The 25,147-nt window shown below is 53.7% G+C and carries 22 protein-coding genes and 1 tRNA gene; 16 read left to right on the top strand and 7 right to left on the bottom strand.

From position 1 onward, the window contains the following. The first annotated feature begins 23 nt into the window (after nt 1-23). The 9 genes from AB9F26_RS01590 (at nt 24) to AB9F26_RS01550 (ending at nt 10,313) form a co-directional block, all read left to right on the top strand. The gene (locus tag AB9F26_RS01590) at nt 24-1,271 is read left to right on the top strand and encodes an ABC transporter substrate-binding protein (RefSeq protein WP_335585259.1); all 1,248 of its coding nucleotides are present in this window, start codon (nt 24-26) and stop codon (nt 1,269-1,271) included. A 75-nt stretch (nt 1,272-1,346) separates the two neighbouring features. After that, entirely contained in the window at nt 1,347-2,273 is a 927-nt protein-coding gene (locus AB9F26_RS01585) for a sugar ABC transporter permease (RefSeq protein ID WP_335585258.1), read from the top strand. Nucleotides 2,274-2,277: 4 nt separating this feature from the next. Further along, nucleotides 2,278-3,126, top strand: coding sequence for a carbohydrate ABC transporter permease (locus AB9F26_RS01580; protein ID WP_039000692.1), 849 nt, complete (start codon nt 2,278-2,280; stop codon nt 3,124-3,126). After that, nucleotides 3,123-5,222: an alpha-galactosidase gene (locus tag AB9F26_RS01575; RefSeq protein WP_369767123.1), complete on the top strand. Its 2,100-nt coding sequence runs from the start codon at nt 3,123-3,125 to the stop codon at nt 5,220-5,222. The genes AB9F26_RS01580 and AB9F26_RS01575 overlap by 4 nt, the downstream gene beginning before the upstream one ends. Before the next feature lie 28 nt (nt 5,223-5,250). After that, nucleotides 5,251-6,021 (top strand): SDR family NAD(P)-dependent oxidoreductase, encoded by a 771-nt coding sequence (locus AB9F26_RS01570; protein ID WP_369767122.1) that lies wholly within the window; start codon nt 5,251-5,253, stop codon nt 6,019-6,021. Further along, entirely contained in the window at nt 6,021-6,932 is a 912-nt protein-coding gene (locus tag AB9F26_RS01565) for a 2-dehydro-3-deoxygalactonokinase (RefSeq protein ID WP_369767121.1), read from the top strand. The genes AB9F26_RS01570 and AB9F26_RS01565 overlap by 1 nt, the downstream gene beginning before the upstream one ends. After that, on the top strand, nt 6,929-7,546 hold the full coding sequence (locus tag AB9F26_RS01560; RefSeq protein WP_335585254.1) for a 2-dehydro-3-deoxy-6-phosphogalactonate aldolase: 618 nt from the start codon (nt 6,929-6,931) through the stop codon (nt 7,544-7,546). The genes AB9F26_RS01565 and AB9F26_RS01560 overlap by 4 nt, the downstream gene beginning before the upstream one ends. Continuing rightward, on the top strand, nt 7,543-8,415 hold the full coding sequence (locus AB9F26_RS01555) for an SMP-30/gluconolactonase/LRE family protein (protein WP_335585253.1): 873 nt from the start codon (nt 7,543-7,545) through the stop codon (nt 8,413-8,415). The genes AB9F26_RS01560 and AB9F26_RS01555 overlap by 4 nt, the downstream gene beginning before the upstream one ends. Next, complete coding sequence (locus tag AB9F26_RS01550) at nt 8,412-10,313, top strand: beta-galactosidase (protein ID WP_335585252.1); 1,902 nt, start codon at nt 8,412-8,414, stop codon at nt 10,311-10,313. The genes AB9F26_RS01555 and AB9F26_RS01550 overlap by 4 nt, the downstream gene beginning before the upstream one ends. Nucleotides 10,314-10,338: 25 nt before the next feature. On the opposite strand, the gene AB9F26_RS01545 is transcribed toward AB9F26_RS01550, so the two are convergent. Then, on the bottom strand, nt 10,339-12,870 hold the full coding sequence (locus AB9F26_RS01545; protein WP_369767120.1) for an ABC transporter permease: 2,532 nt from the start codon (nt 12,868-12,870) through the stop codon (nt 10,339-10,341). Further along, nucleotides 12,867-13,556, bottom strand: coding sequence for an ABC transporter ATP-binding protein (locus AB9F26_RS01540; protein ID WP_039000683.1), 690 nt, complete (start codon nt 13,554-13,556; stop codon nt 12,867-12,869). Before AB9F26_RS01540 ends, AB9F26_RS01545 begins: the two co-directional genes overlap by 4 nt. Between AB9F26_RS01540 and AB9F26_RS01535 the strand changes: the two genes are divergently transcribed. From AB9F26_RS01535 to AB9F26_RS01525, 3 genes are all read left to right on the top strand, one after another. Further along, nucleotides 13,555-14,253 carry an arylesterase gene (locus tag AB9F26_RS01535; protein WP_335585250.1) on the top strand — a complete coding sequence of 233 codons (699 nt, stop codon included), beginning with the start codon at nt 13,555-13,557 and terminating at the stop codon, nt 14,251-14,253. The two genes, AB9F26_RS01540 and AB9F26_RS01535, sit on opposite strands and share 2 nt — an antisense overlap. A gap of 65 nt (nt 14,254-14,318) precedes the next feature. Next, complete coding sequence (locus AB9F26_RS01530) at nt 14,319-15,599, top strand: 3-deoxy-D-manno-octulosonic acid transferase (protein ID WP_369767119.1); 1,281 nt, start codon at nt 14,319-14,321, stop codon at nt 15,597-15,599. A gap of 118 nt (nt 15,600-15,717) precedes the next feature. Continuing rightward, nucleotides 15,718-16,338 carry a Crp/Fnr family transcriptional regulator gene (locus AB9F26_RS01525; protein WP_335585248.1) on the top strand — a complete coding sequence of 207 codons (621 nt, stop codon included), beginning with the start codon at nt 15,718-15,720 and terminating at the stop codon, nt 16,336-16,338. Nucleotides 16,339-16,384: 46 nt separating this feature from the next. On the opposite strand, the gene AB9F26_RS01520 is transcribed toward AB9F26_RS01525, so the two are convergent. The 3 genes from AB9F26_RS01520 to AB9F26_RS01510 all read right to left on the bottom strand — a co-directional run bounded on the left by AB9F26_RS01520 (nt 16,385) and on the right by AB9F26_RS01510 (nt 18,621). After that, entirely contained in the window at nt 16,385-17,521 is a 1,137-nt protein-coding gene (locus tag AB9F26_RS01520; RefSeq protein ID WP_335585247.1) for an ABC transporter substrate-binding protein, read from the bottom strand. Nucleotides 17,522-17,540: 19 nt separating this feature from the next. Next, the gene (locus AB9F26_RS01515; RefSeq protein ID WP_039000680.1) at nt 17,541-17,777 is read right to left on the bottom strand and encodes an Lrp/AsnC ligand binding domain-containing protein; all 237 of its coding nucleotides are present in this window, start codon (nt 17,775-17,777) and stop codon (nt 17,541-17,543) included. A gap of 196 nt (nt 17,778-17,973) precedes the next feature. Then, complete coding sequence (locus AB9F26_RS01510; RefSeq protein ID WP_335585246.1) at nt 17,974-18,621, bottom strand: 50S ribosomal protein L25/general stress protein Ctc; 648 nt, start codon at nt 18,619-18,621, stop codon at nt 17,974-17,976. A gap of 155 nt (nt 18,622-18,776) precedes the next feature. Between AB9F26_RS01510 and AB9F26_RS01505 the strand changes: the two genes are divergently transcribed. Next, entirely contained in the window at nt 18,777-19,925 is a 1,149-nt protein-coding gene (locus AB9F26_RS01505; RefSeq protein ID WP_369767118.1) for an MFS transporter, read from the top strand. Here AB9F26_RS01505 and AB9F26_RS01500 read toward each other — a convergent pair whose 3' ends face one another. Next, the gene (locus AB9F26_RS01500) at nt 19,926-21,089 is read right to left on the bottom strand and encodes an alpha-hydroxy acid oxidase (RefSeq protein WP_335587004.1); all 1,164 of its coding nucleotides are present in this window, start codon (nt 21,087-21,089) and stop codon (nt 19,926-19,928) included. 162 nt (nt 21,090-21,251) lie between these two features. After that, a complete protein-coding gene (gene trpA / locus AB9F26_RS01495) occupies nt 21,252-22,043 on the bottom strand; it encodes a tryptophan synthase subunit alpha (RefSeq protein WP_335587006.1) in 792 nt (263 codons plus the stop codon). Nucleotides 22,044-22,196: 153 nt separating this feature from the next. Between trpA and ychF the strand changes: the two genes are divergently transcribed. From ychF to AB9F26_RS01480, 3 genes are all read left to right on the top strand, one after another. Next, a complete protein-coding gene (gene ychF / locus AB9F26_RS01490) occupies nt 22,197-23,294 on the top strand; it encodes a redox-regulated ATPase YchF (protein WP_369767117.1) in 1,098 nt (365 codons plus the stop codon). A gap of 585 nt (nt 23,295-23,879) precedes the next feature. Next, nucleotides 23,880-23,969 (top strand) — tRNA-Ser (locus AB9F26_RS01485). A gap of 150 nt (nt 23,970-24,119) precedes the next feature. Beyond that, nucleotides 24,120-24,782: a tyrosine-type recombinase/integrase gene (locus AB9F26_RS01480; protein ID WP_369767116.1), complete on the top strand. Its 663-nt coding sequence runs from the start codon at nt 24,120-24,122 to the stop codon at nt 24,780-24,782. The last annotated feature ends 365 nt before the right edge of the window (nt 24,783-25,147 follow it).

The following is a 25,147-nucleotide window of genomic DNA, read 5'->3' as shown; positions in this document are numbered from 1 at the left end:
CATACGAACTTTGGGAGGACACAATGAGTTCTATTATTAAAGCGACCCTCGCGGCGCTCCTTACGTCTGCAGCCTTTGCAGGCACTGCGTCGGCGGAACTAACCGGCGACCTGAGAATTTTCTTGGACACATCCAACCCTGCGCCCCGCGCAACGATGGAAGGCATGATTGCCGATTTCCAAGCTTTGAACCCAGACCTCACGATCGAAACAACGATTATCGATCGCGAAGCCTATAAAACACAAATTCGCAACTTCTTAACGGCGGACGCGCCTGACGTTGCAACGTGGTATGCGGGCAACCGGATGTTGCCCTACGTAAACGCGGGCCTTTTTGACGACGTTTCCGACCTTTGGGGCGATGAAATGTCCGCCGATCTTGCGTCGACAAAACCGTCGATGACAATCGAAGGCAAGCAATACGGCGTTCCCTACACATACTACCAATGGGGCGTTTACTACCGCAAAGACATCTTCGACAAACTCGGCCTTTCCGAGCCCAAAACATGGGAAGAAGAGCTGGCGAACTGCCAAACCCTTCTCGACAATGGCATCAAGTGCTACACAATCGGCACAAAATACCTTTGGACCGCTGGTGGCTGGTTTGATTATCTCTCGCTGCGGACCCACGGTTATGAATTCCACATGGACCTCACTGCTGGCAAAATCAGCTGGGAAGATGATCGCGTAAAAGAGATTTTCGCGCATTGGCGTGAACTGATCGACATGGGTGCGTTCGTTGACAACCACACATCCTACAGCTGGCAAGAAGCCCTGCCCTTCATGGTCAAAGGCGAAGCTGCTTCCTACTTGATGGGCAACTTTGCGGTTGCGCAATTGCGCGAAGCTGGCCTGACGGACGATCAGTTGGACTTCTATCAGTTCCCATTGATCACTGAAGGCGTTCCAATGGCGGAAGATGCGCCAACCGACACGTTCCACATCCCGTCGCAAGCCAAAAACAAAGAAAACGCCCGTGCGTTCCTTCAATATGTTGCTTCTGCTGACGTGCAAACAGCGATCAATGCTGGGGACAAATTGGGCCAACTTCCTGTGAACAAAAACAGCTCGGTTGACGATGACAAATTCCTTCAAGAAGGTTTTGTCGTTCTCTCCAACTCGGCTGGTCTTGCGCAGTTCTTTGACCGCGACGCTCCTGCGGAAATGGCCAAAGCTGGGATGGAAGGTTTCCAAGAATTCATGGTGAAGCCAGATAATCTTGACGAAATTCTTGCCCGTCTTGAGAAAACACGCGGCCAAGTTTACGAATAAAATATCGCGGAAGGGGCGGGCCAAATACGCTCGCCCCTTTTCCCCTTTCCCCTCCTTGGAAAACGAAAGCGCGTCATGACGGATTCAGCCCTCGCAGATGTAGCCGCACTAGGTCCAAAAAAACCTTGGTGGCGCAGAAATCAACAAAAAGTCACCCCCTGGCTTTTCCTCGCTCCCGGCATTCTCTTCTTTCTCGTTTACGTGATTGTTCCGATTTTCCAATCGTTCCAGATTTCCTTTTTGGATTGGGACGGCTTGGGCCAGAAAGAATTCATCGGCATGGGCAACTATGTCGAGTTGATGGACGATGAGGCCTTTTACACGTCCCTAAAAAACAACATCATCTGGCTGACGCTCTATCTTTTGGCTGTTCCGGCGGGCTTGTTTATCGCCCTTTTCCTAAACCAAACCGTCACCGGAATTCGCCTGTATAAATCGCTTTTCTTCTTTCCTTTCGTGATCTCGCAAGTCGTTGTGGGTTTAGTTTTTAGCTGGTTCTATGACCCGACCTTTGGCTTGATGAACGAATTTATTGGCCTCTTTGGCCTTGGCCCCATTGCGGTTCTTGGCGACGAACGCTTTGTGACTTACGGGATTATTGCCGCGGGTCTTTGGCCCCAGACAGCCTATTGTATGATCCTCTATCTGACCGGCCTCAATGCGGTTGACCCAGAACAAATCGAAGCGGCCCGTTTGGACGGCGCCAAGGGCATCAAGATGCTGTGGTATGTGGTGCTGCCACAACTGCGCCCCGCGACGTTTATTGCCTTTGTGGTGACGATCATTGGTGCGCTGCGCAGTTTTGACCTGATTTCGATCATGACCCAAGGTGGTCCATGGGGCTCCTCTCGCGTGTTGTCGTTCTATATGTATGAAAAATCGCTGTCGGAATATGGCTTTAGAATGGGATACGGCGCCGCGATTGCTGTGATCTTGTTCCTAATCATGATGGTGTTCATTACGATCTTCCTTGTAAAAATGTACCGCGACGAGAAAGGGTAAACCCATGTTCCCCACCCCCATTGATAAAACCTCGCGGGCTTGGCAGCTTACCTACCAAACCATGCTCCCTTTGGCCCTCATCATGTGGCTTCTGCCCTTGATTGCGGTTGCCATTTTCTCGGTCAAACCCGCCGCCGATTTCGCGAGCGGCAATTATTGGGGCATGCCCAGTAGCTTTGACTTTCTCGCCAACTACACCCGTGTTTTTGCCGAAAGCCCAATGCCGCGCTATATTCTCAACTCGTTTTTCATCACAGTTCCAACTGTGATCGGCGCAGTTGCCTTGTCTTGCATGACGGGTTTTGCCCTCGGTGTGTACAAATTCAAAGGCAATATTTGGATCTTCTTCCTCTTTGTCGCCGGGAATTTTGTGCCATTCCAAATCTTGATGGTTCCGGTGCGTGACATGACCATTAGCTTGGGTCTTTATGACACCAAAACGGGCCTTGTGATGTTTCACATCGCGTTTCAAACTGGGTTTTGCACCCTCTTTATGCGCAATTTCATCAAGGCCCTGCCGCATGAATTGATTGAAGCTGCTCGCGTAGAGGGCGTCGCGGAATGGCGCATTTTCTGGTACGTTGTGCTGCCCCTCATGAAGCCCGCAATCGCGGCGCTTTCGGTGTTGATTTTCACCTTCATCTGGAACGACTTTTTCTGGGCAGTCGTCTTGACCCAAGGCCCCGATTCACAGCCCGTGACGGCAGGCATCACAAGCTTCAACGCGCAATTCGGGACCGCCTATCACATGCTCTCCGCAGGCTCGATCATCGCGGCGCTTCCGCCAGTTGCCATGTTCTTTTTGATGCAAAAGCACTTCATTGCTGGTCTTACTTTGGGTGCCGTAAAATGACTTCGACTTGGCGGCTGGATTCACCGACCCAAACTTTGGTTTTGGCCTCTGAGGGCCAACTGCCAAGCGTTATATACTGGGGGGCACTTCTCCCCAGTTCTGAAGACCTCTCAGCGCTTTATGCCATGAGTAAATTGGACGTCACAGGCGGGATGCTCGATACGGTTCCCCCTTTGACGATCTGCCCCGTTGCGGGAGACAGTTTCCCCGGCCACGCAGGGCTTTCCTTGCGCGACGCTCAAGGCAAACGCCTGTTGCTGGACTTTGCGCAGGTTGACGTCTCCCAAGTTGCTTCCCTCCTAAAAATCAATGCCCGCGACGCGATCTCTGGCGTCACATATACCGCCAGTTTTGCAGCAGATAGCGGAACGGGGGTTATTACCGCGCGGGCTGCTATCGCCTCTGAACACCCAGTAATCATTGAGCATTTTAGCGCGCCAGTTCTTCCCGCGCCCCAACAAGCCGATGAGATGATCGACTTCGCTGGCAAGTGGATTGGCGAATTTCAAGCGGTCACAACCCCATGGCAAGCAGGCATCCGGTTGCGCAATACGCCAACAGGCCGAAGCGGCCACGAGCAATTTCCAGGGCTTTACCTCCCCGAAACGGGCGCTCAAAACACGCACGGATCGGTCTACGCCCTGCATTATGGCTGGGCCGGCGGCAACTGTATGATTGCCGAAGAGCTGCCGGATGGCCGCCGCCAAATTCAGTTTGGCCCAGCCACAGGATCAATCACCCGCGCCGTAACATCCTTTGAAACCGCGCCCCTCTATTTGGCATATTCAAACGCTGGCATGAACGGCTGCGCGATTTCTTTTCAGCGCCATGTGCGCGACCGGATTATCACATGGCCCCGCCGCAATCGCCCCGTGCATTACAACTGTTGGGAAGCGATTTATTTTGACCATGATCTCGCCACCCTTTCCGAAATTGCCACCCGCGCCGCTGCCCTTGGGGCCGAGCGTTTCGTGTTGGACGATGGTTGGTTTGGCAAGCGGGATGACGACACTTCTTCGCTGGGTGACTGGGTTTTGGATCGGCGCAAATGGCCTGATGGCCTGACGCCCCTCATCACGCATGTGAAATCGTTGGGCATGGGTTTTGGCCTTTGGTTTGAGCCAGAAATGGTCAATCCAGACAGCGACCTCTATCGTTCCCATCCTGAATGGGCCCTTGGTCGCGCGGACCAGATTTTGGGACGCCAGCAAATGGTGCTCGATATGGCGCGTGCCGATGTGCGCGGCTATCTCTCTGATTTGATCGCCGATGTTCTGGCGCACCACGAAATTGAATACATAAAATGGGATCACAACCGCGTTTTGCCCGCCAATGATGTCGCCCAAACTGAGGGTGTCTATGCTCTCATGGATCGACTTCGCGCCAACTTCCCCGATGTTGAAATCGAGAGTTGCTCGTCTGGTGGCGGACGTATGGACTATGGTATTTTGGAACGCACGCAACGTGTTTGGCTATCCGATAGCAACGACGCAATTGAGCGCCAGCGCATTCAACATAACGCCGCACTTTTCCTACCTGCAAGCGTAACGGGCAGCCACGTTGGCCCCCGTCATTGCCACACATCTGGACGCACGCTGAATATGAGTCTGCGCGCGTGGACCGCCGCCCAACGCCATCTCGGCTTTGAAATGGACCCCCGTGAATTGAATGACGCCGAGGCCGAGACCCTGACGAAAGTTACTCACTGGTGGAAATCCAATCGCGACTGGATGCTCGAAGGTGATATTCATCGCCTAGATGCGCCCGATCCCGAAATCACTGCCGAAATACAAATCGCCCGCGATGGGCAGGATTTTGTATGCTTCATTGCTAAAATCGCGAATTTCAAACAGGTCTTGCCGCGCCCCATTCGCCTTACAGGGTTGGTGCCAAATGCCACTTATGAGGTGTCCCTCATTAACGCCGCAGACCCGAGCTCTGCGTCGCCACCTTCACGCGGGGATTGCGCCCTAAACGCGGGAGATGTCACCCTTTCAGGCGCCGCATTGATGCAATTGGGGTTGACCCTCCCCTGTAGTTTCCCCGAAACAATTTTCGTGGTTCAAGGCAAACGCCTCGACCTCATTAAACTATAAATTATAAATTATACGATTGGACCCGACCATGAGCGACACAGCAATTTATCCCGACCTAAAGGGCCAATCCGTTTTCATCACCGGAGGCGGTTCAGGTATTGGCGCGTCACTGACCGAAGGTTTTCTGCGCCAAGGTGCCCAAGTCGCATTTGTTCAACGCTCTGATTCCACCGCATTTTGTGACGAAATGGAAAAGGAAACGGGATCACGCCCCCTTTTCATTCCATGTGATGTTACGGATATTCCAGCCCTCAAAGGTGCACTCGATACAGCCTCAAAAGCGCATGGACCCGTAACCGTTTTGGTCAACAACGCGGCCAACGACCAGCGCCACGAAACCCTCGAAGTGACCGAAGAATTTTGGGATTGGTCACAGGCCATCAACCTCAAATCCTATTTCTTCGCGTGCCAAGCAGCCTTTGAAGGCATGCGGGATGCGGGCGGCGGCAGCATTATCAATTTCACCTCCATTTCCTACATGATGGGCGGCGCGGGCTACCCCGCATATACCACCGCCAACTCAGGCATCAATGGCCTGACCCGCAGCCTTGCACGCGAATTCGGCCCTGACAAAGTACGGGTAAATGCCCTCGCTCCGGGATGGGTTTTGACACAAAAACAGATAGACATGTGGGTCACGCCAGAGGGCTTGGCTGGGCACCTCGACAAACAGTGCCTCAACGAGTCCCTTGCCCCCGAAGACATCGTGGGGGGCGTCCTGTTCCTCGCCTCAAAATCAAGCAAGATGATGACAGGGCAAGCCCTCGTCATTGACGGCGGCGTTGTGGTGACAGGATAATGGCGCGCGCGATTAGTCCAGATTGGATTGCAGTTGATTGGGGCACGTCCAATTTGCGGGCTTGGGCCATGTCGCACACGGGTGACATTCTTGCTGAAGCGAGTTCCGATCAAGGCATGGGTAAACTCACCCAAGACGCGTTTGAGCCCGCCCTATTGTCATTGGTTGAGCCTTGGCTTTCCGACGACATGCCCGTGGTCGCATGCGGTATGGTCGGCTCACGACAGGGGTGGCAAGAAGCCCGTTATCGCACCGTGCCTTGTACACCCTGCAGCGGGGATACCACCCGTGTAAACACTCAGGACCCACGCCTTTCGGTCCATCTCATTGCGGGTTTAAAACAAGACAAACCCGCCGACGTTATGCGCGGCGAAGAAACCCAAATTGCGGGGCTTCTTGCCTTGAACCCCACCTTTGATGGCGTTGTTTGTCTTCCGGGAACCCATACCAAATGGGCGCGGATCAGTGCGGGCGAAGTCGTAAGTTTTCAAACCTTCATGACGGGCGAACTTTTTGCGTGTTTGTCCGATTATTCCGTCCTGCGCCATTCTGTAACTACGGAAGATTGGGACGATGCAGCCTTTTCGCAAGCAATTGACGACGCGCTATCCAAACCCGAAAGCTTGGCCGCGCGCCTGTTTTCTCTGCGCGCAGAATCCCTTCTTAACGACCTCCCTGCGGCCTCCGCACGCGCGCGCCTCTCGGGCTTGCTACTTGGTGCAGAACTTGCCGCAGCACGACCCTATTGGCTGGGTCAAGACATTGCGATTATTGGCGCAAAGGGCCTGACAAACCTTTACGCAACCGCCCTGCGCCAACTGGGGTGTGCTCCCACGATTCCCGAGGCCGAGAACCTTACACTCGCGGGCCTTGCAACGACCTATCTATCTCTTAAGGAGACTTCCAAATGAGCCGCCCCCTGATCGCCATTATTCGTGGCGTTACCCCCGCCGAAGCCCTCGACGTCTCCGCCGCCCTTCTTGAGGCAGGCATCGACCGCATTGAAGTGCCGATGAACTCGCCGGATGCGTTGGTGAGTATTGCATCAATGGTCAAAACCTATGGTGACCGCGCGTTAATTGGCGCAGGGACCGTTTTGACCCCCGAGGTCGTACGCGCGGTGGCAGACCTGGGTGGCAAGCTTATTGTCTCGCCGAATGCAAATGTTGAGGTGATCAAAGAAACCAAACGTCTGGGCCTCCAGAGTTTTCCCGGCGTACTAACCCCAACCGAATGTTTTTCCGCCATCCAAGCAGGTGCTGACGGCATTAAAATTTTCCCATCCTTTCTCCTCGGCGTCGAGGGCCTCAAGGCAATCTGTGCCGTCCTTCCTCCCGAGGTTCCCGTGTTCATGGTCGGCGGGGTTGGCCCCGCGAATTTCGCCGAACTTCTCCAAGCGGGGGCCTCCGGTTTTGGCATTGGGACGGGTCTTTACAAACCTGGTTTCACAGCCGACGATGTGCACAAACGCGCCGTAGAAATGGTCGCCGCCTATGACAAAATCACGCAGGAGACACACACATGACCCAAGCCACGCTCTTTGATTCCCGTACCTGTATCCTTGGGGAAGGCCCCCTGTGGCACCCTCTGCGCAAACAATATTATTGGTTCGACATCATGGGAAAAAAGCTCCTAACTTTGGGCGAGGATGGCCCTAAGGAATGGAGCTTTGACGAATACGTATCGGCAGCAGGTTGGGTCTCTGAAAACGAGCTTTTGATCGCCAGTCAAACGGCGCTATTCTTGTTCGATTTGAACACAGGCAAAACCGTTCGCAAGCTTTGTGACCTTGAAGCCGACGACGCCACCACCCGTTCAAATGATGGCCGCGCAGACACCTATGGCGGCTTTTGGATCGGAACAATGGGCATCAATGCCGAGACGAACGCAGGCGCAATTTATCGCTATTATAAGGGTGAACTTCGCTGCCTTTACTCCGATATTTCGATCAGTAACTCGATTTGCTTCTCACCTGATGGGGCCTATGCCTACTATAGCGACACGGCCGAAAAAACCATTCGACGCCAGAAGCTTAACCCAAAGGACGGGTGGCCAACGGGCTCCAGCGAACTTTGGCTCGACCTCTCGAAAGAGGGCATTAACCCCGATGGATCCGTGATCGACATGCGGGGTTATTTGTGGAACGCACAGTGGGGCCTAAACCGCATTGCGTGCTACAACCCCGACGGCGTTTTACTCGAAACCGTTGCCTGTCCAGAAGCGAGCCAAACATCTTGCCCCGCCTTTGGTGGCGAAGGTTTAACCGACCTCCTCATCACAACTGCGCGCGTTGGATTGAGTGCTGAAATCTTAGAAAAAGAGCCAATGGCAGGCGCGACTTTCATAGCCAAAGACGTCGCCAAAGGCCAACAAGAGAACCAAGTCATCCTATGAAAAGAACCCTCGGCGTTTGCTATTATCCGGAACATTGGCCCGAAGAAGAATGGGCCGACAATGCGCGGCGTATGGTCGAAGCAGGCCTCACATGGGTGCGTATCGGCGAATTCGCGTGGCAGCGCATGGAACCCACGTCTGGGCGGCTGGAACTCGAATGGCTCGACCGCGCAATTGATGTTTTGGGCGCAGCGGGTCTGAAGGTCATCCTCGGGACTCCCACCGCGACACCACCGCGTTGGATGCTCGACAAACATCCCGATATGAACATCGTGACACCCGACGGCGTTCAACGCAAATTCGGATCGCGCCGCAACTACTGTTTCAGCCACATGGGCTACCGCCAAGAATGCGCGCGGATCACCCGTATTTTGGCTGAACGCTATGGAAAAAACCCACATATTGCCGCATGGCAAACCGACAATGAGTATGGCTGCCACGACACAACCCTTTCCTACTCCACCCATGCACGAGACGGCTTTCGCGATTGGCTCGCGCAGAAATATCAATCCACCGAAGCGTTAAACCGCGCTTGGGGCAATGTCTTCTGGTCCTTGGATTATGACACATTCGACCAAATTGAACTTCCAAACCTAACAGTCACCGACCCAAGTCCAGCCCACGTCATGGCGTTCCGGCGGTATTCTTCTGACCAAGTTGTCGCTTTCAACCGCGTTCAAACCGAGATTTTACGCGCCCACACTGATGCGCCGCTGATCCACAATTACATGGGGCGCATCACCGAATTTGATCATTATGCCGTTGGCGAAGACCTCGATATTGCCAGCTGGGATAGCTATCCCCTCGGCTTCCTATCTGATCGACTGGAGGGCACGCCCGAACACAAAGCCCGCTATCTACGCCAAGGCGATCCCGATATGCAGGCCTTCCATCACGATCTTTACCGCTCCGTTGGCAGAGGCCGCTGGTGGATCATGGAACAACAGCCCGGCCCCGTAAATTGGGCGCCTTATAACCCTGCCCCCCTTCCGGGAATGGAGCGTCTTTGGGCGTGGGAAGCTTTCGCCCATGGCGCGGAAACCGTCTGTTTTTTCCGCTGGCGACAGCCTGCTTTTGCGCAGGAACAAATGCATACGGCGCTCCTTCGGCCCGATGGGGTTGACGCGCCTGCCCTCGCCGAAGTTTTGCAAGTATCCAAAGAAATTTCGACCATTCCAAATGTCGGAACCGCGACCGCGCGCGTCGCATTGTTTTTTGACTACACGTCGGCATGGGCATGGGACGTGCAGCCACAAGGCGCGGATTTCGACTACTTCCGCCTTTGTATGTCGCACTACCGCGCCCTACGCCGAGCGGGATTATCCGTCGATATTTTACCGGCCGACACCCAGAATTTGAGCCAATACAAATTGGTTCTTGCTCCAGGCCTCATGGTCATTCCGCCCTCCTTGATGGCCGCACTTACTACGTTCCAAGGGACGGCACTCATTGGTCCTCGCAGCAATGTCAAAACAGACGAGATGTCGATTGCTGTTCCGCTTGGACCAAACCTGCCGAACCTCGATAGCAAGGTCGTGAACACCGAAAGCATCCCGCCCAATAGCGCAATTGCGTTGCAAAACGGTGGTACTATCCGCCACTGGTTTGAACACCTTGAAGGGGAAGCGCCCATTCGCTGGAGCACTGCCGATGGCCGCCCTGCCATCGTTTCAAACGGTAATCTCAACTATTTAGCGGGATGGCTTGACGACGAAACCCTATTCCAATTGATCGCTGAAACCTGTGTTGATCTAGGGATGGAAGTGACGGACCTTCCGGACGGATTGCGCATTCGGGATACGCAAACGCACCGTTTCTATGTCAACTATGCCCCTGAAGATCTCGAACACGAGGGTTTAAAAATTCCTGCCGCTGGGGTGGTTTGGAAAGCGTTTTAAGCATCGGCCACGCGCCCTAATCCAATTACTCGCGCGCGCGAAGGATTGGCGCAGGCCGTGTAGCCAAGGGACGCCACGCAAATATCAGGCCGGCAATTGTTGTAATAGCAGCCCCACCGACGATGATCGTGATGGCGGACATCCAGTTAAATCGAAACGAGTTTTCCATAACGAAAACCATAACCGCCCACCCCGCGATGGCCCCTGCCAGTGTCGCCACAACGCCCGCCGCGGCTCCCAAAAGAGCGCTGCGCAAAGCAAAGCTCGCAAGGATTGTGCCACGTGTCGCGCCAAGCGTTTTCAGGACCGCGGCTTCAAAAACCCGCGCACGTTCCCCCGCTGCCGCCGCACCAATCAGCACAATGAATCCAGTTAGCAATGTTGCTGCCGCCCCAAACGACGTGGCCGCAGCAATGGCCCCCAACGCTTCCGTCACGCGCGCAATTGCATCGCGAACACGGATCGCAGACACATTTGGATACGCCCGAGAAACATCCCGCACAAAGGCTGCTTCGGCCTCCTCTTGGGCATAAACCGTTGCGATATGGCTGTGAGGCGCGCCTTCAAGGGCTGACGGGTTGAAAATCATCACGAAATTCATACTCGCGTCCGAGAAATCCACAGACCTAAAGCTGGTAATTTCAGCCGTTAGATCGCGGCCCAGAATATTGACGGTCAACCGGTCCCCAAGCTTGAGGCCCATCTCGGCGGCCTCTTCGGCCCCAAAGCTCATGACCGGTGGGCCTGAATAATCTTCGGGCCACCAGTCGCCATTGGTGAGCGTGGTATTTTCAGGAGGTAGCGCCGCATAGGTCACACCCCGATCCCCCCGCAAAACCCAATGGTCCCCCGCAACATCTCGCGCGGGCTGGTCATTAATCTGCGTGATAACACCCCGAAGCATCGGCGCGGATTGAACACGATCTACACCTTCATCCGTTGCGGCACGTTCCTCAAAGCTTGCAAGTTGATCCGGCTGAATATCGACGAAAAAATAGCTCGGAGCCACGTCGGGTAAATCTTGGGAAATCGCCGCCCGCAGGTTTGAATCTATCTGTCCGACGGCGGCCAAAACCGAAAGACCTAAGCCAAGCGAAAGGACGACGGACCGTGCTTCCCCCCCAGGTGCGGCGATGGACGACAGCGCCATTCTCACAGCTGTATTTCCGCGCGCGAAAATGCCCATTTTGCGCGCAATTATGCGCAAACCACCTGCCATCAGGGTCAAGAGGGCTAGCGCGCCTAGTACGCCAACAAACGCCCAAAGTGTCAGGCGAGGAACGCCAGAGAAAGATGCCGCCGTAAACACGAGGAGTGCCAAGAGAAGGCCCGTGACAACGATGTACCGGGGTCGTGGCCATCCGCTTTCTCCACCCGAGATTGAGCGAAAAAGTGCGGCTGCGCGTATATTTTCGGTTTTGGCGAGGGGCCAAAGTGTAAAGAGCAGGGCCGTCAAGGCGCCATAGATTGCAGCTTCGATCAATGGTGCCGCATAAAACGAAATATCAATAGGGAACGGGAACCGTGCCGCGAGTAACGGCGCAATTGCGAACGGAAGAACCGCCCCCAAAATAAGCCCTAAGCCAATTCCAAAGAGTGTCAGCACGCCAATTTGAATAAAGTAGGCAGCAAAAATCGTCCGCCCTTCGGCCCCTAAAGTTTTCAGAATCGCGATTACTTCGGTTTTGGATTCAAGATACGTACGGACAGCGGCCGAAATCCCAACCCCGCCAACTGCCAATCCTGCAAGTCCTACGAGCACCAAAAACGCGCCGATCCGTTCCACAAACCGAGATATTCCCGGGGCACCGTTTCGCATATCTCGCCACCGAACACCCTTATCGGCGAACTGTTCAATCGCCACAGTCTTGAGCCCTTCCAGATCGGTGTTTTCCGCAAGGCGCAGACGGTATTTGGATTCAAAGAGCGTACCCGGCTCAAGAAGTCCGGATTGGGTCAAATCTTTTCGAAGCACCATGGTGCGTGGCCCAAGACCAAAGCCTGATCCTGCAGCGTCAGGTTCTCGCAGCAAAGAAGCGGCCAATCGAAACTCTTGTGTTCCTAGGGTAAATTTATCACCAATTTGCAAGTCAAGCCGCGCAATTAAAACCGGATCCATCACCGCACCGGGGACGCCATCAATGGCTGCGAAAGCGGAGGCAAGATCAGGTGCGCCGTCCAAAACAATGTCGCCGATGAGCGGGTATTGCGCATCTACCGCCTTGAGTTGCGTCAGCGCACGCTCTTCTTGCGATCCCGTTTTTTGGGTGACGGCCATCGAACGGAAATCCGCGACTTCCGATATTTCGGTTGCAACATTGGCCATCCACGCACGTTCGTCTTCGTCGGCAAAACGATAGGTGAACTTCAGTTCGGCGTCCCCGCCCAAGATGACACCGCCCTCATCTGCAAGCCCTTGTTCAAGCCCCGACCGAACGGATCCGACCGCCGCAATCGCGGCGACTCCCAGAGCCAAGCACATGACGAAAACGCGAAACCCCGAGAGACCGCCACGCAACTCGCGGCGGGCAATACGAGCGGCCATGCGAAGACTCATTCGGCGGCCTCTCGCTGCACATCCAATTCGCCATCCACAAGCCGAATAACGCGATCACATTGCGCCGCGAGACCGTTTGAATGTGTGACCAAAACTAAGGTCGCCCCGTGGCGCTCCCTTAGCCCCATGAGTAAATCGAGGACCGCCGCACCATTCGCGCCATCCAGATTCCCTGTCGGCTCATCGGCGAGCAAGATGTCGGGCCGTGGCGCCGCCGCGCGAGCCAAAGCAACCCGTTGTTGCTCGCCACCAGACATCTGAGAAGGATAGTGCCCTGCCCGCGCGCCCAGCCCCACGGCCTCAAGTTCCGCGCGCGCGCGATCAAACGCATCTGCATCCCCTGCAAGCTCAAGAGGGGTCGCAACATTTTCCAAAGCAGTCATTGTGGGAATGAGGTGGAAAGATTGAAACACAACCCCCATATGCTTTCTACGAAAGCGCGCCAATGCGTCCTCATTCATCGCTGACAAATCTTGACCCAGCGCCAAAACCTGCCCCGAATTCGCCCGTTCAAGCCCGCCCATGACCATCAAAAGAGAAGACTTTCCCGACCCCGAAGGCCCGATCAGCGCCAATGTTTCTGCGCGGGTGACATCAAGGGAAATTCCCTTCAATATATCAATTACGCCCGCGTTGCCCGCAAGCGAGAGCGTCACATCTGTTAGTGAAAGGACCGTGTCAGACATGTTCAGTATTCCTCGCCTTAGGGTAGCTTTTTTATATGGGCCTTTTCTGTCGGGGTACAAGCTTCTGATTTCAGTGATTTTAGCGACAAATCTAATCAGTGCGCGCGCTCAGGCCGAACCCGTCGTCATTGCGGCACTTGGGGACAGTTTAACGCAAGGTTATGGCCTCCCTCAGGAAGACGGTTTGGTCGCACAACTCCAAGGCTGGCTTGATGAAAATAACCACGATATTCGTCTTATCAATGCGGGGGTTTCGGGCGACACCACTGCGGGGGGACGGTCGCGCATCGAATGGACCCTCACGCCTGACGTCGACGCCGTGATCGTTGAGTTGGGCGGGAACGATATGATGCGCGGGATTGCTCCGAGCGACAGCCGTAAAAACCTTACTGAAATCCTTGAAGTCCTGCAAAGTCGCGACCTCCCTGTTTTGCTGGTTGGTTTGCCCAGCGCCAATAATTTCGGACCCGAGTTCAAGGCGGAATTTGATGATATGTTTCCAGCCCTCTCGACGGATTTTGAGACGCTGCTCTATCCCGATTTCTTCACCAGTTTTCGCACGGAACTCAACGATACGTCTGCTTTGACAACCTACATGCAGGATGATGCGATTCATCCGAATGCTAAGGGAGTCGCGGCTATTGTGGAAGATTTCGGACCGTTGGTCGTGGAGCTTGCCCAACAGACACAAGAATAGTTTCTGGTTTGTCCTGCGCCGCGAACCCTATAGTACGCTTGGACAACCCATCAAAGGATAGGCAATTGCTCTCACTATACCTCCTGTTCGCGCGTTTTAACGCTCCGCTCTGGCGGCTCATTTTGCGTCGACGTCTTGCCCAAGGCAAAGAAGATCCGAACCGGTTTCAGGAAAAACTAGGGCTTGGCTTAACGCCGCGCCCCAAGGGCGAAGTCATTTGGCTTCACGGAGTGAGTGTGGGCGAGAGTCTGTCGCTTCTGACCCTGTTAGCGGAACTGGGCAAAGCACTTCCTAAGGCGCATTTCGTCCTTACAACAAACACCCGCACGTCCTCTGACACCCTTGCGCGCATGGGGCTGCCCTCGCCGGTCATTCATCAGTTTCAACCCTGCGACAATGCTCCTGCGGTTCAGCGTTTTCTTACTCATTGGCAACCAAGTGTGGCCGTATTTTCCGAACTGGATATGTGGCCGTGCCTTTTGACAGAAACCCACAAAATGCAAATACCTATGCTGCTGATCAATGCGCGCATGAGCGAAAGGTCCGTTCACAAAAGGAGGTTTTTGAAGGGGGTGTATCGCAAAATGGTACAGCTGTTTGATAGAATATTAACTCAAGAAGACGTTTCACGCGATAATTTCATCGCCATGGGCGCGGGGGCAAAAACCACCCAAACGACCGGCCCGTTGAAAATCGCTTCTGCCCCCTTGCCCGATCTTCCAGAGGAGCGTGCCGCGCTTGAACTCGCGATTGGAGCCCGACCACATTGGCTCGCCGCATCAACGCATCCTTCTGAGGAGGAGCGTGTCCTGAAGGCGCATCTGATCGCGCTCAAAACGTTGCCAGATCTGCTCCTCATAATTGCGCCACGTCATCCCAAATTTGCAAACGAAACGCTCTCTATGGCACGGCCCCTCTTTACGGGCATCGCACAGCGCAGCAAAAAAAACGCCATTCAAACCAGCACACAACTCTATCTCGCGGACACATTGGGGGAACTTGGCCTCTTTTTCCGCCTCGCGCACACGGCCTTTATCGGGCACAGCCTTGTGTCACAGGACGGCCCTTTGCCGGGTAAAAACCCCTACGAAGCCCTCGCACTCGACACTTTGGTGATGCATGGCCCTGTCTATTCCGACTTCACCTATATTTATGACAGCTTGAAAGATGCAGGCGCGACCCATCAAATTTCAACCCCTGAGGATCTTGCCCGAGCCGTACTCGAAGCCCAAGACCCGCAGTGGCGCACGCCATATGTAACAGCCGGAACGGCCGTGATGGACTTGGGGCAAGACGCGCTAAAAAAACCACTTGAGGCCATTCTGAAGGCCCGAACCAGAAGCTAAGCGCCCTTTACGTACCCCCGGAAACCTGAGATACAGTACTATGAACAGCGCGTATAGGACGATAGCTCGTAACTCACTTTTGTTATCGAGCATTCCCACCGACTTGGCAGATGATATCTTGAGTGACGCGAATGCGCGTTCCTTTAGCCATGGGCAGATGATTTTTTCCCACGGCGATATCGCAACCAGTATCTTCATCGTGATTGAAGGATGGGTGAAACTTTTCCGTGTTACGCCAAATGGCGCAGAGGCGGTGATGGGCGTTTTCACGCAGGGACGAAGCTTTGGCGAAGCGGTCGCCTTTAAGGGCGACACATATCCCGTGAGCGCGGAAGCTGTTACGGATGCAAAAGTCATTCAAGTAAGCGCAAGCAAATTGCTTGATCTCATGCAGGCTCGCCCCGAAGTCTGTACCGCTGTGCTCGCGTCAACATTCGCCCATTTACATGGCCTTGTCTCGCAGATTGAGCAACTCAAGGCGCAAACTGGCGCGCAACGGGTTGCGGAGTTTTTGATGTCGCTAGCGGATTGCGAACACGGAAAATGTTCGGTTACTCTGCCCTATGACAAGGCCCTGATTGCGGGTCGTTTAGGGATGAAACCCGAGAGCCTCTCGCGCGCTTTCGCAAAGCTGCGCTCTGTTGGTGTTACCGTCAATCGCAGCTCAGCAGATATCGAAAATCTGGAAGACTTGGCGGATTATGCCGAGGGTGATCCAGCCGAAGCTTGGTCAAAATAACCGCGATCAATGAGGGCAAGGAGCCTTGGCCCCCTGCCCGTCAAACTTACATTTTGCAGTCTGCCGCATAGGCATCCGAATGGTTGGTCAGGCCCGTTGCCACAATTTTATTTGTGAAAACGTCACCCTCTTGAATCACCTCACGTACATAGATGTTCTGAATGGGGTGATGATTGGGCCCAAAGGAAAAATCGCCGCGAACGGAGTCAAAATCAGCAGCTTCGAGCGCCGCTTGGAAAGCATCCGCGTCGTTGACATCTGCTATAGCCGCGGCTGAAATCAGGAGGTTCGCTGTATCAAACCCTTGGCTCGCATATAGCGAGGGAAGGCGGCCATACTCAGCTTGAAAGCTTTCAACGAATGCTAAGTTTGTAGCATTATCAATGTCTTTGCTCCACTGGGATGTATTTTTCACACCCAATGCAGCACTCCCAACGGCCTGCAGGATTCCCTGATCGAAGGAAAATGCGGGGCCAACGAGGGGCAAGTCCACACCACTATCCGCGTATTGTTTGAGAAAGGAAATCCCCATACCGCCCGGCAAGAAGAAATACACGTTCTCAGCACCAGAGGCCCGAATTTGCGCGATCTCGGCGGCATAATCCGTTTGGCCAAGCTTGGTATAAATTTCGCCTTTTACGTCGCCCTTGTAGAACCGTTTATATCCTGTGAGCGCGTCTTGTCCGGCAGGATAATTCGGCGCAAGAATAAAACTGCTGGCATATCCAGCGTCCGTGGCGAAGGCCCCCGCTGCTTCGTGCAGGTTGTCATTTTGCCATGCGACATTGAAATATTTAGCGTGACACCCTTTGCCCGCGAGCGCTGATGGCCCCGCGTTGGGCGATAGATAGAATTTGCCCTGTGCCGTCGCAGCAGGCACAACCGCCATCGCAAGGTTGGACCAGATAATCCCCGTGAGGACATCGACCTTCTCGGATTGGATCATCTTGTCAGCGAGTTGCACAGCAACGTCAGGCTTGCGCTGATCGTCTTCAATCACGACGTCAAAATCCACACCCGCTTGCTTCACCGCGAGCATAAACCCGTCCCGCACATCAATACCAAGCCCAGCGCCGCCACCCGAAAGGGTGGTGATCATTCCGACTTTCAGTGGTTCCGCGATTGACGCCGTTGCCAAGGCCGCAGTTCCCAATGCAAGCGCGCATGTTTTCAGAATTCCCATTCTAATCTCCCTGTTTTATCTAAAATGCTTTGAATGTCAGCGTGGTGAGCGAGCGCTCAATACCTTCAATCGTGAGCAAATTATCATTGATAAATTTGCCGACGTCCTGCCCCTCGGGAATATAGACCTTCATCAGGAGGTCAAAGTCTCCACTGGTCGAATAGAGTTCCGAATGGATTTCACGCAGGGTGATTTCATCGGCAACCTTGTAGGTCGTGCCGGGCTTGCAGCGAATTTGGATGAAAACACAGGTCATTTGAGCGTCCCTTTTCGTATAAATTTCAACGGTTGGGGTACTCTATGCCGAGGGACGCGGTTATTGCCAGCCCTCAGCGTAATTTCGCGCTAAATTCTGAAAGTCGAACGTCTGAATGCAAAACGCAGGACCACTGGCCCTGCGTTTCAATTCTTTCAATGTGAAAGAGATATCCCAATCACACGAAGCTAACTGCTTATTCTTCGCCTGCTTCGCCTTCGGCCGCAGCGTCTTCAGCTGCAGCTTCGTCTGCCTCATCATCCGCAGAACGAAGGCTCGACGGTGCTGCAAGGTTCGCAATAACGAAATCACGATCGATTGTTGGTTTAGCACCTTTTGGAAGCTTGATGCTCGAGATTGTGATTGTGTCACCAACTTCGAGACCGGTCAGATCAACTGTCAGGCTCTCAGGAATGTCACTAGCAGTAACCGCAAGTTCAACTTCTGGACGTACAACAGTCAATGTGCCGCCTTTTTTCAAGCCAGGGCATTCTTCATGGTTGATGAAATCAACGTGGATGAAGAGTGACACAACACTTGAACGCTTAAGGCGCATAAGGTCGAGGTGTGTTGGCAAGTCTCTTATAACATCGCGCTGAACGTTCCGGCAGATAACGCGAACGTCGTCTTGGCCTTCAACTTTCAGGTTGAACAATGTTGAAAGGAAACGGCCCGCTTTGAGGCGCTTCAAAAGAACATTGAACGGAATGCTAATCGCTTGGGGCTCTGCGCCGCCACCGTAAACAATACCTGGTACAAGTCCTTCACGGCGTGCTTGACGAGCGGCCCCCTTGCCTGTCCCCGTACGCGCTGTGACTTCTAGGTCTGGAATTTTGCCAGCCATAGTAATTCTCCTAAGTTTAGAGGGCCTTCCTCCAAGGGTGTAAGGCCCGATGAAGTCGCGCGTATATGGGAGAATCCCTACTATGTGAAGGGAAAATTTAATTTCGCTCTGCTTTGAGTCTTGCTTTGTAAAAAAGCCCGTGCGACGCGTGTCGAATGCAACTCAAAAAATCCTTTCATTTGTCCAGAGTTACCGCACCGGCCTTTATGGCTCAGGGGTTCACTTGGGGCATTTTTGCGGCCTATGCTCCTGATATTAAATCGCAAATTAACGCAAGCGATGCCGTATTTGGCTGGGTCCTTTTGTGCGGTGCGGTTGGTGCGGTCACGGCAATGTGGCTCGCTCCTATTTTTGATCGGCTGGCGGGGCGCTATGGCATGGCAATCGGCGCTGTCCTCCTTGCAGTGGCTTTTCAGTTTCCGATTCTGGCCCAAGGGCCGGTGTTATTTGGCGCGTTGATGTTCTTTGTTGGAGCTTTTTCAGGCCTCCTTGATGTGGTCATGAACGCTCGCCTTTCGGTGATAGAAAGCCGCGAACGCACCTCTTTGATGAACCTCAACCACGCCCTTTTCTCCTTCGCATATGCGGCCTCTGCCATCACGGCGGGTCTACTGCGAGACGATGGCGCTTCGATCAATAGTGTGGCGTTTGGGCTTCTAATTCTAATCTCGATAACGGCATTGGGGATGATCCAACCACGAGCATCAACACCCGCTGAAATTTCCCAAGCGGACACAAAACCTGCTCTTTGGGGGGCGGTATTTTGGGGAGGGCTAATTGTCTTCGCTGCGTTTCTTTCAGAGAATGCCGTTGAGGGGTGGTCCGCCCTCCACATCGAACGCAATCTAGGTGGCGGGGCCGCTGAAGGCGCTTTTGGTCCTGCAATGCTGGGCCTCACGATGGGATTTGGCCGCTTTGGCGGGCAAGTCATTGTCCCTCGTATATCCGAGGCACGTGTCGTGTTGTTTGGGTCACTTTTGGCGGCAGTTGGCGCAACCATAGCGGCTTTTGCACCAACGCCAATCTGGGCCTATGTCGGGTTTGGCCTTCTTGGATTAGGGGTCTCGGTCATTGCGCCGATGGTTTTCGCCCTCGTCGGACGACGTGTGCCCGACGAAATCCGTGCACAGGCAATTTCGCGGGTTGCGGTCATTGGCTATCTTGGATTTTTCGTTGGACCGCCAATTGTTGGCTTCCTCGCCGGAGCAGTCGGCCTGCCTGCGTCGTTTATCTTTGTGGCGCTCGTCCTTCTCGCCATCCCGCTTTTGCTCAAATTGCTTCGGCGGGATGCGCGGATTGATTAACTACTGCCATTCGCCTTCGAAATTCTTGGGGATCAACAAGATATCGCGCCCAACTTTTTCGATGTCACGGTGTCCACAAAGCGCCATGGTGTAATCCAACTCTTTGTGGATGACTTCCAGTGCTTTGGTGACACCCTCTTCGCCCATCGCCCCTAAGCCGTGGATATAGGCGCGGCCAATATAGGTGCCCTTTGCCCCCATGGCCATCGCTTTTAACACGTCTTGGCCGCTGCGAATTCCACTATCAATATGCACTTCGATTTTGTCACCAACGGCGTCAATAATGGCGGGCAACGAACGAATAGACGACAGCGCACCGTCAAGTTGCCGTCCCCCGTGGTTGGAAACAATGATGGCATCCGCGCCAACATCGAGCGCTTTGATCGCGTCTTCTGCGTCCAAAATCCCCTTCAGGATGAGCTTGCCGCCCCATTCGTCCTTCAGGCGTTTGATTTGATCCCAATCCATGCGCGGATCAAATTGCGAATCCGCCCATTTTGAAAGCGACGCAATATTTTCAACACCCTTGGCATGACCCACAATATTGCGGAACGTGTGGCGCTTGGTGCCCAACATGCCCATGCCCCACTTCCAGCGCTGTGCCAAATCGAAAATGGCTTTTGGCGTTGGTTTCGGAGGGACACTCAGCCCGTTCTTTAGATCTTTGTGGCGCTGCCCCAAAAGCTGAAGATCCAGCGTCAAAACCATCGCCGAACATTTCGCCGCCTTGGCGCGCGCAATCAGTCCCGAGGTAAATTCCTCGTCCCGCATCACATAAAGCTGAAACCAGAAAGGCGCTGTTGTGTTTTCAGCGATATCCTCAATCGAACAAATTGCCATCGTGGACAACGTGAAGGGCACGCCGAATTTTTCTGCCGCCTTTGCCGCTTTGATTTCCCCATCCGCACATTGCATACCTGTCGACCCAACAGGCGCGAGCGCAACGGGCATCGAAACCTCTTGGCCAATCATCTTTGTTTTGGTCGTCCGACCTTCCATATTCACTGCCACCCGTTGGCGCAGGCGAATTTGCGCAAAATCCGTGGTATTTTCACGGAAGGTTTGCTCAGTCCAACTGCCACTCTCGCAATAATCATAGAACATTTTGGGAGTGCGTTTTTTGTGGAGGTCTTTGAGGTCTTGGATATTGGTGATAACGGCCATTTTAGGTTGCTTTCCTCTATTTTGGTAACAACATCTTACCAATACCGCCCATATAAGGTAAAAACCCGGGCAAGACCAGAAATTTTTCAGGCGGAACTATGAAACGAAAAAAGCCCCGCGGGATGGCGAGGCTCAATCCATAAAGGTATAAAAACGGGGCCGCTAGCCGCGATGTGCGCCCTCGGCCAAGCCTGCAACGAAGCTCAAAACATCCGCCACAGACTTACCTGCGCCAATTTGCGCGACAATTGCCGAGCCAACCACACAGCCATCCGCTGTCCGCGCAATATTCTCGGCTTTTTCCGGCGTGTTAACACCAAAGCCAACAATCACTGGAAGGTCGGTTTGGGATTTAATTCGCGCCACTTCTGGCCCCACGTCGCCAACCTCGGCCTCTGCGGCACCCGTCGTTCCGTTTACCGAAACGTAATACACAAACCCCGATGTGTTTTGAAGAACCTTAGGCAAGCGTTTATCGTCCGTCGTGGGCGTCGCCAGACGAATGAAGTTCATCCCAGCGGCTTGAGCGGGAATGCACAGCTCGACATCTTCTTCGGGCGGTAAATCCACCACGATCATGCCATCGATTCCCGCAGCCTTTGCATCAACGAGGAATTTTGCGACCCCGCGACTGTAAATCGGGTTGTAATAGCCCATCAAAACGATCGGCGTTGTATCATCGCCCTTGCGAAATTCCGTTGCCAGATCAAGTGTGCGCTGAAGCGACATTCCCGCGGCAAGCGCGCGTTGGCCCGCCAATTGAATCGTTACCCCATCGGCCATCGGATCGGTAAACGGCAAGCCAAGCTCGATGATATCCACCCCAGCACCCGGCAAACCTTTCACGATTTCAAGGGATTCCGCATAGTTCGGATCGCCCGCCATCACATATGTCACAAAGGCCTTTTTGCCCGCAGCCTTGAGTTCAGCAAATTTATCGTCGATCCGTGTCATAGCCATTCCCGATGTCATTCTTATATCCAGCCCGAAGATTGGGCACATTTACGCTATGGTTTGCGGTAAAATCAGCCGGAAATCAATGCCCCGCTTGACCTTGGCCCCACATGGCCCCTACATGCGCCCCAACATCAGCCAATGGAGTGTGTAATGGGTTTCAAAATGGGTATCGTCGGAATGCCAAATGTGGGCAAATCCACCTTGTTTAACGCGCTGACAAAAACAGCCGCCGCTCAGGCCGCGAACTTCCCGTTCTGCACAATCGAGCCAAACGTTGGCGAAGTCGCGGTGCCTGACGCACGCCTTGATAAATTGGCCGCCATAGCCGGTTCAAAGCAAATCATCCCAACACGTATGACCTTCGTCGATATCGCGGGCCTCGTAAAAGGCGCGTCCAAGGGCGAAGGCCTCGGCAACCAGTTCCTCGCCAACATCCGCGAATGTGATGCCATTGCACACGTTCTGCGGTGCTTTGAGGACGACGACATCACTCACGTCGATGGCCGCGTCGATCCTGTCGAAGACGCAGAAACCATCGAAACCGAATTGATGTTGGCCGATATGGAAAGCATCGAAAAGCGCCTTCAAGGCCTGCAACGTAAAACACGCAGTGGCGACAAAGACGCTATTCAACAAGAACGCCTGCTAAAAGCTGCCCTTGCCGCTCTTGAAGCTGGCAACCCTGCTCGCTCCATTAGTGTCGACGAAGACGACGCGCGGGCTTGGTCTCTCCTTCAACTGCTCACATCCAAACCTATCCTCTATGTGTGCAACGTTGAAGAATCCGCAGCCGCCCAAGGCAACGACTTCTCCACACGCGTCGCGAAAATGGCCGCCGAACAAGGGGCCGCAACAGTTGTCATCTCAGCAGCTATTGAAGAAGAAATCAGCCAGCTCGAAGCCGACGAAGCCGAAATGTTCCTTACAGAAATGGGCCTAGAAGAAGCGGGCCTCGATCGCCTGATCCGGGCTGGCTACGCACTCCTCCACCTTAACACCTATTTCACCGTAGGCCCCAAAGAAGCCCGCGCATGGACATTTCCCGCCGGAGCCACAGCCCCAAAAGCCGCCGGAGTTATTCACGGCGACTTCGAGAAAGGGTTCATTCGCGCGGAAACCATCGCATTTGACGACTTTGTCGCGAACAATGGCGAATCTGGCGCGAAAGAAGCTGGAAAAATGCGCTCAGAGGGCAAGGCCTACCTCGTGAAAGACGGCGACGTCATGCATTTCCTCTTCAACACATAAACCGTTTCCTTGGTCTATGGAGAGGTCATCTTGCACTAGTCACGCCAGATGACCTCCCTTTTGAATGTGACAAAGGCATCTAAAAAGTCACGAGTTGATCAAGCGAGCAACACCCAAACAACGACGCTCGCATCCCCTCCTCCCTGCGGCACAATGCAATCACCGGGTGTTCCGAAGTATAAAAGCCCTATCTAGTCCCTATTGACCGCTACGCTGAAGGTCCCATTTATAACGGTCACAGAAGTTTCAGATACGGATTTTATTTGCCTAATTGAAGCACTCTATTGGAAAACGAGACACAAAGATTTTCTCGAGAATAGCCCATTAAGCAGCTACAACAGATCAGCAACATTAGAATCTAGAAGCCCCGATTTTTGTGTAAGGCGTTGGACCATGGCCCGCTTAAGCTCCCTTGTTTCAGTGCAGAGTTTTTTGAACTCGGGCTCGCAAAAACTTGCACAATTTTTTTATTGTAGAAACCGGGCAAAATGGGGAAAATCAACAAAAACAGGAACTTGGCTTCTTTATATTTTTTTTCGAAAAAAGGCTTGTATCTCTAGGGAGTTACGGGCTAAACCGCTCCTCGGAGACGTGGCCGAGTGGTCGAAGGCGCTCCCCTGCTAAGGGAGTAACGGGGTGACTCGTTCGAGGGTTCGAATCCCTTCGTCTCCGCCACCATACAATTTTGCACGACTATAGTGGGTCGCCTTGGGCGACCCTTTTGCTTTATTTCATTGGAAAAACATCAATATAGCTTTATGTTGAGTTTCTGTCGATGATGCTCGCACTCATTCTTTAAGTGGTATGGAATGTGGTATTTTTGAAATGGCTCTAACTGGCAAACTAACTAAGAAGCTAGTGGAAAACCTTCATGCTGGGCGTCACGGTGATGGCGGCGGCCTCTATCTTGTTGTCGCCCCGTCCGGCGCGCGGCGCTGGATTGTCCGCGTCGTTGTTAAAGGTCAGAAAAACAAAAAGGGTGACCCTTTGCGCACTGACTTTGGATTGGGCGGCGCTGACATTGTGACTCTAAACCATGTGCGCGAGCGGGCACTGGGATATCGTCGGATGGCAAAGCAGGGCTTGAACCCCCGCTTTAACGGTGCTCGGAAGATACCAACTTTCGAGGAAGTTGCTCAGCAAGTTCACATCGAACGCATTCCAGCTTGGAAGAACGCCAAGCACGGCCAGCAGTGGATTAATACGCTGCACGACGACGCCTTCCCCAAGATTGGACAAATGCCGATTAATGCGATTGAACAGCCTGAAGTGATGAAGTGCCTTGCGCCGATTTGGACAGAAAATCATGAAACCGCAAAACGCTTAACGCAACGGATCAAGATTGTTCTGGACGTCGCGCGATCAAAAAGGTTTCGGTCGGGAGAGAACCCAGTCACGGTTATTAGAGATGCACAGGCTCTGCCGAAGGGGAAAGCCAAACCCAAGCACCACAGTGCGACGCACTGGAAAGATGTGCCGACCTTCTAATCCGTCCTGAAAGGCCGCAAGGCGATGGCGGCAAAAGCGATAATATTTACCTGCCTGACAGGATCACGAGCGAGCGAGGTCCTAGGCTTGCGTTGGGAGGAAGTCGACTTTGAAGAGCCTTTGGACCTGCCCCGCAGAACGGATGAAGACTGACGAAGCACACCGCGTGCCGTTGACAGATGAAATTCTGGCGATCATCGAGCCATTGAAGGTGTCACTGTGCATGGGGTCCGGTCTACATTTAGGGATTGGGCCTCTGAGGTGGCGAACGTGCCGCGCGAAGTTGCTGAAATGAGCTTGTCGCATCGCGTTGGCTCGGATGTAGAGAGGGCTTACGCGCGATCAGACTTGCTGGATAAGCGACG

This window comes from Falsihalocynthiibacter sp. BN13B15, assembly GCF_041205415.1.
Classification (GTDB): Bacteria; Pseudomonadota; Alphaproteobacteria; order Rhodobacterales; family Rhodobacteraceae; genus Falsihalocynthiibacter; species Falsihalocynthiibacter arcticus.
The sequence above is the reverse complement of the archived record's forward strand: the minus strand, read 5'-3'. Positions and strand labels throughout refer to the sequence as shown.

What these genes read in the sequence shown, in the direction of transcription:
- AB9F26_RS01560 (WP_335585254.1), top strand. Translation starts at nt 6,929, where the DNA reads ATGAGCCGCCCCCTGATCGCCATTATTCGTGGCGTTACCCCCGCCGAA.
- AB9F26_RS01505 (WP_369767118.1), top strand. Translation starts at nt 18,777, where the DNA reads ATGCAACTCAAAAAATCCTTTCATTTGTCCAGAGTTACCGCACCGGCC.
- AB9F26_RS01550 (WP_335585252.1), top strand. Translation starts at nt 8,412, where the DNA reads ATGAAAAGAACCCTCGGCGTTTGCTATTATCCGGAACATTGGCCCGAA.
- AB9F26_RS01510 (WP_335585246.1), bottom strand. Translation starts at nt 18,621, where the DNA reads ATGGCTGGCAAAATTCCAGACCTAGAAGTCACAGCGCGTACGGGGACA.
- AB9F26_RS01520 (WP_335585247.1), bottom strand. Translation starts at nt 17,521, where the DNA reads ATGGGAATTCTGAAAACATGCGCGCTTGCATTGGGAACTGCGGCCTTG.
- AB9F26_RS01585 (WP_335585258.1), top strand. Translation starts at nt 1,347, where the DNA reads ATGACGGATTCAGCCCTCGCAGATGTAGCCGCACTAGGTCCAAAAAAA.
- AB9F26_RS01480 (WP_369767116.1), top strand. Translation starts at nt 24,120, where the DNA reads ATGGCTCTAACTGGCAAACTAACTAAGAAGCTAGTGGAAAACCTTCAT.
- AB9F26_RS01515 (WP_039000680.1), bottom strand. Translation starts at nt 17,777, where the DNA reads ATGACCTGTGTTTTCATCCAAATTCGCTGCAAGCCCGGCACGACCTAC.
- trpA (WP_335587006.1), bottom strand. Translation starts at nt 22,043, where the DNA reads ATGACACGGATCGACGATAAATTTGCTGAACTCAAGGCTGCGGGCAAA.
- AB9F26_RS01570 (WP_369767122.1), top strand. Translation starts at nt 5,251, where the DNA reads ATGAGCGACACAGCAATTTATCCCGACCTAAAGGGCCAATCCGTTTTC.
- AB9F26_RS01565 (WP_369767121.1), top strand. Translation starts at nt 6,021, where the DNA reads ATGGCGCGCGCGATTAGTCCAGATTGGATTGCAGTTGATTGGGGCACG.
- AB9F26_RS01535 (WP_335585250.1), top strand. Translation starts at nt 13,555, where the DNA reads ATGTTCAGTATTCCTCGCCTTAGGGTAGCTTTTTTATATGGGCCTTTT.
- AB9F26_RS01500 (WP_335587004.1), bottom strand. Translation starts at nt 21,089, where the DNA reads ATGGCCGTTATCACCAATATCCAAGACCTCAAAGACCTCCACAAAAAA.
- AB9F26_RS01555 (WP_335585253.1), top strand. Translation starts at nt 7,543, where the DNA reads ATGACCCAAGCCACGCTCTTTGATTCCCGTACCTGTATCCTTGGGGAA.
- ychF (WP_369767117.1), top strand. Translation starts at nt 22,197, where the DNA reads ATGGGTTTCAAAATGGGTATCGTCGGAATGCCAAATGTGGGCAAATCC.
- AB9F26_RS01590 (WP_335585259.1), top strand. Translation starts at nt 24, where the DNA reads ATGAGTTCTATTATTAAAGCGACCCTCGCGGCGCTCCTTACGTCTGCA.
- AB9F26_RS01580 (WP_039000692.1), top strand. Translation starts at nt 2,278, where the DNA reads ATGTTCCCCACCCCCATTGATAAAACCTCGCGGGCTTGGCAGCTTACC.
- AB9F26_RS01575 (WP_369767123.1), top strand. Translation starts at nt 3,123, where the DNA reads ATGACTTCGACTTGGCGGCTGGATTCACCGACCCAAACTTTGGTTTTG.
- AB9F26_RS01540 (WP_039000683.1), bottom strand. Translation starts at nt 13,556, where the DNA reads ATGTCTGACACGGTCCTTTCACTAACAGATGTGACGCTCTCGCTTGCG.
- AB9F26_RS01545 (WP_369767120.1), bottom strand. Translation starts at nt 12,870, where the DNA reads ATGAGTCTTCGCATGGCCGCTCGTATTGCCCGCCGCGAGTTGCGTGGC.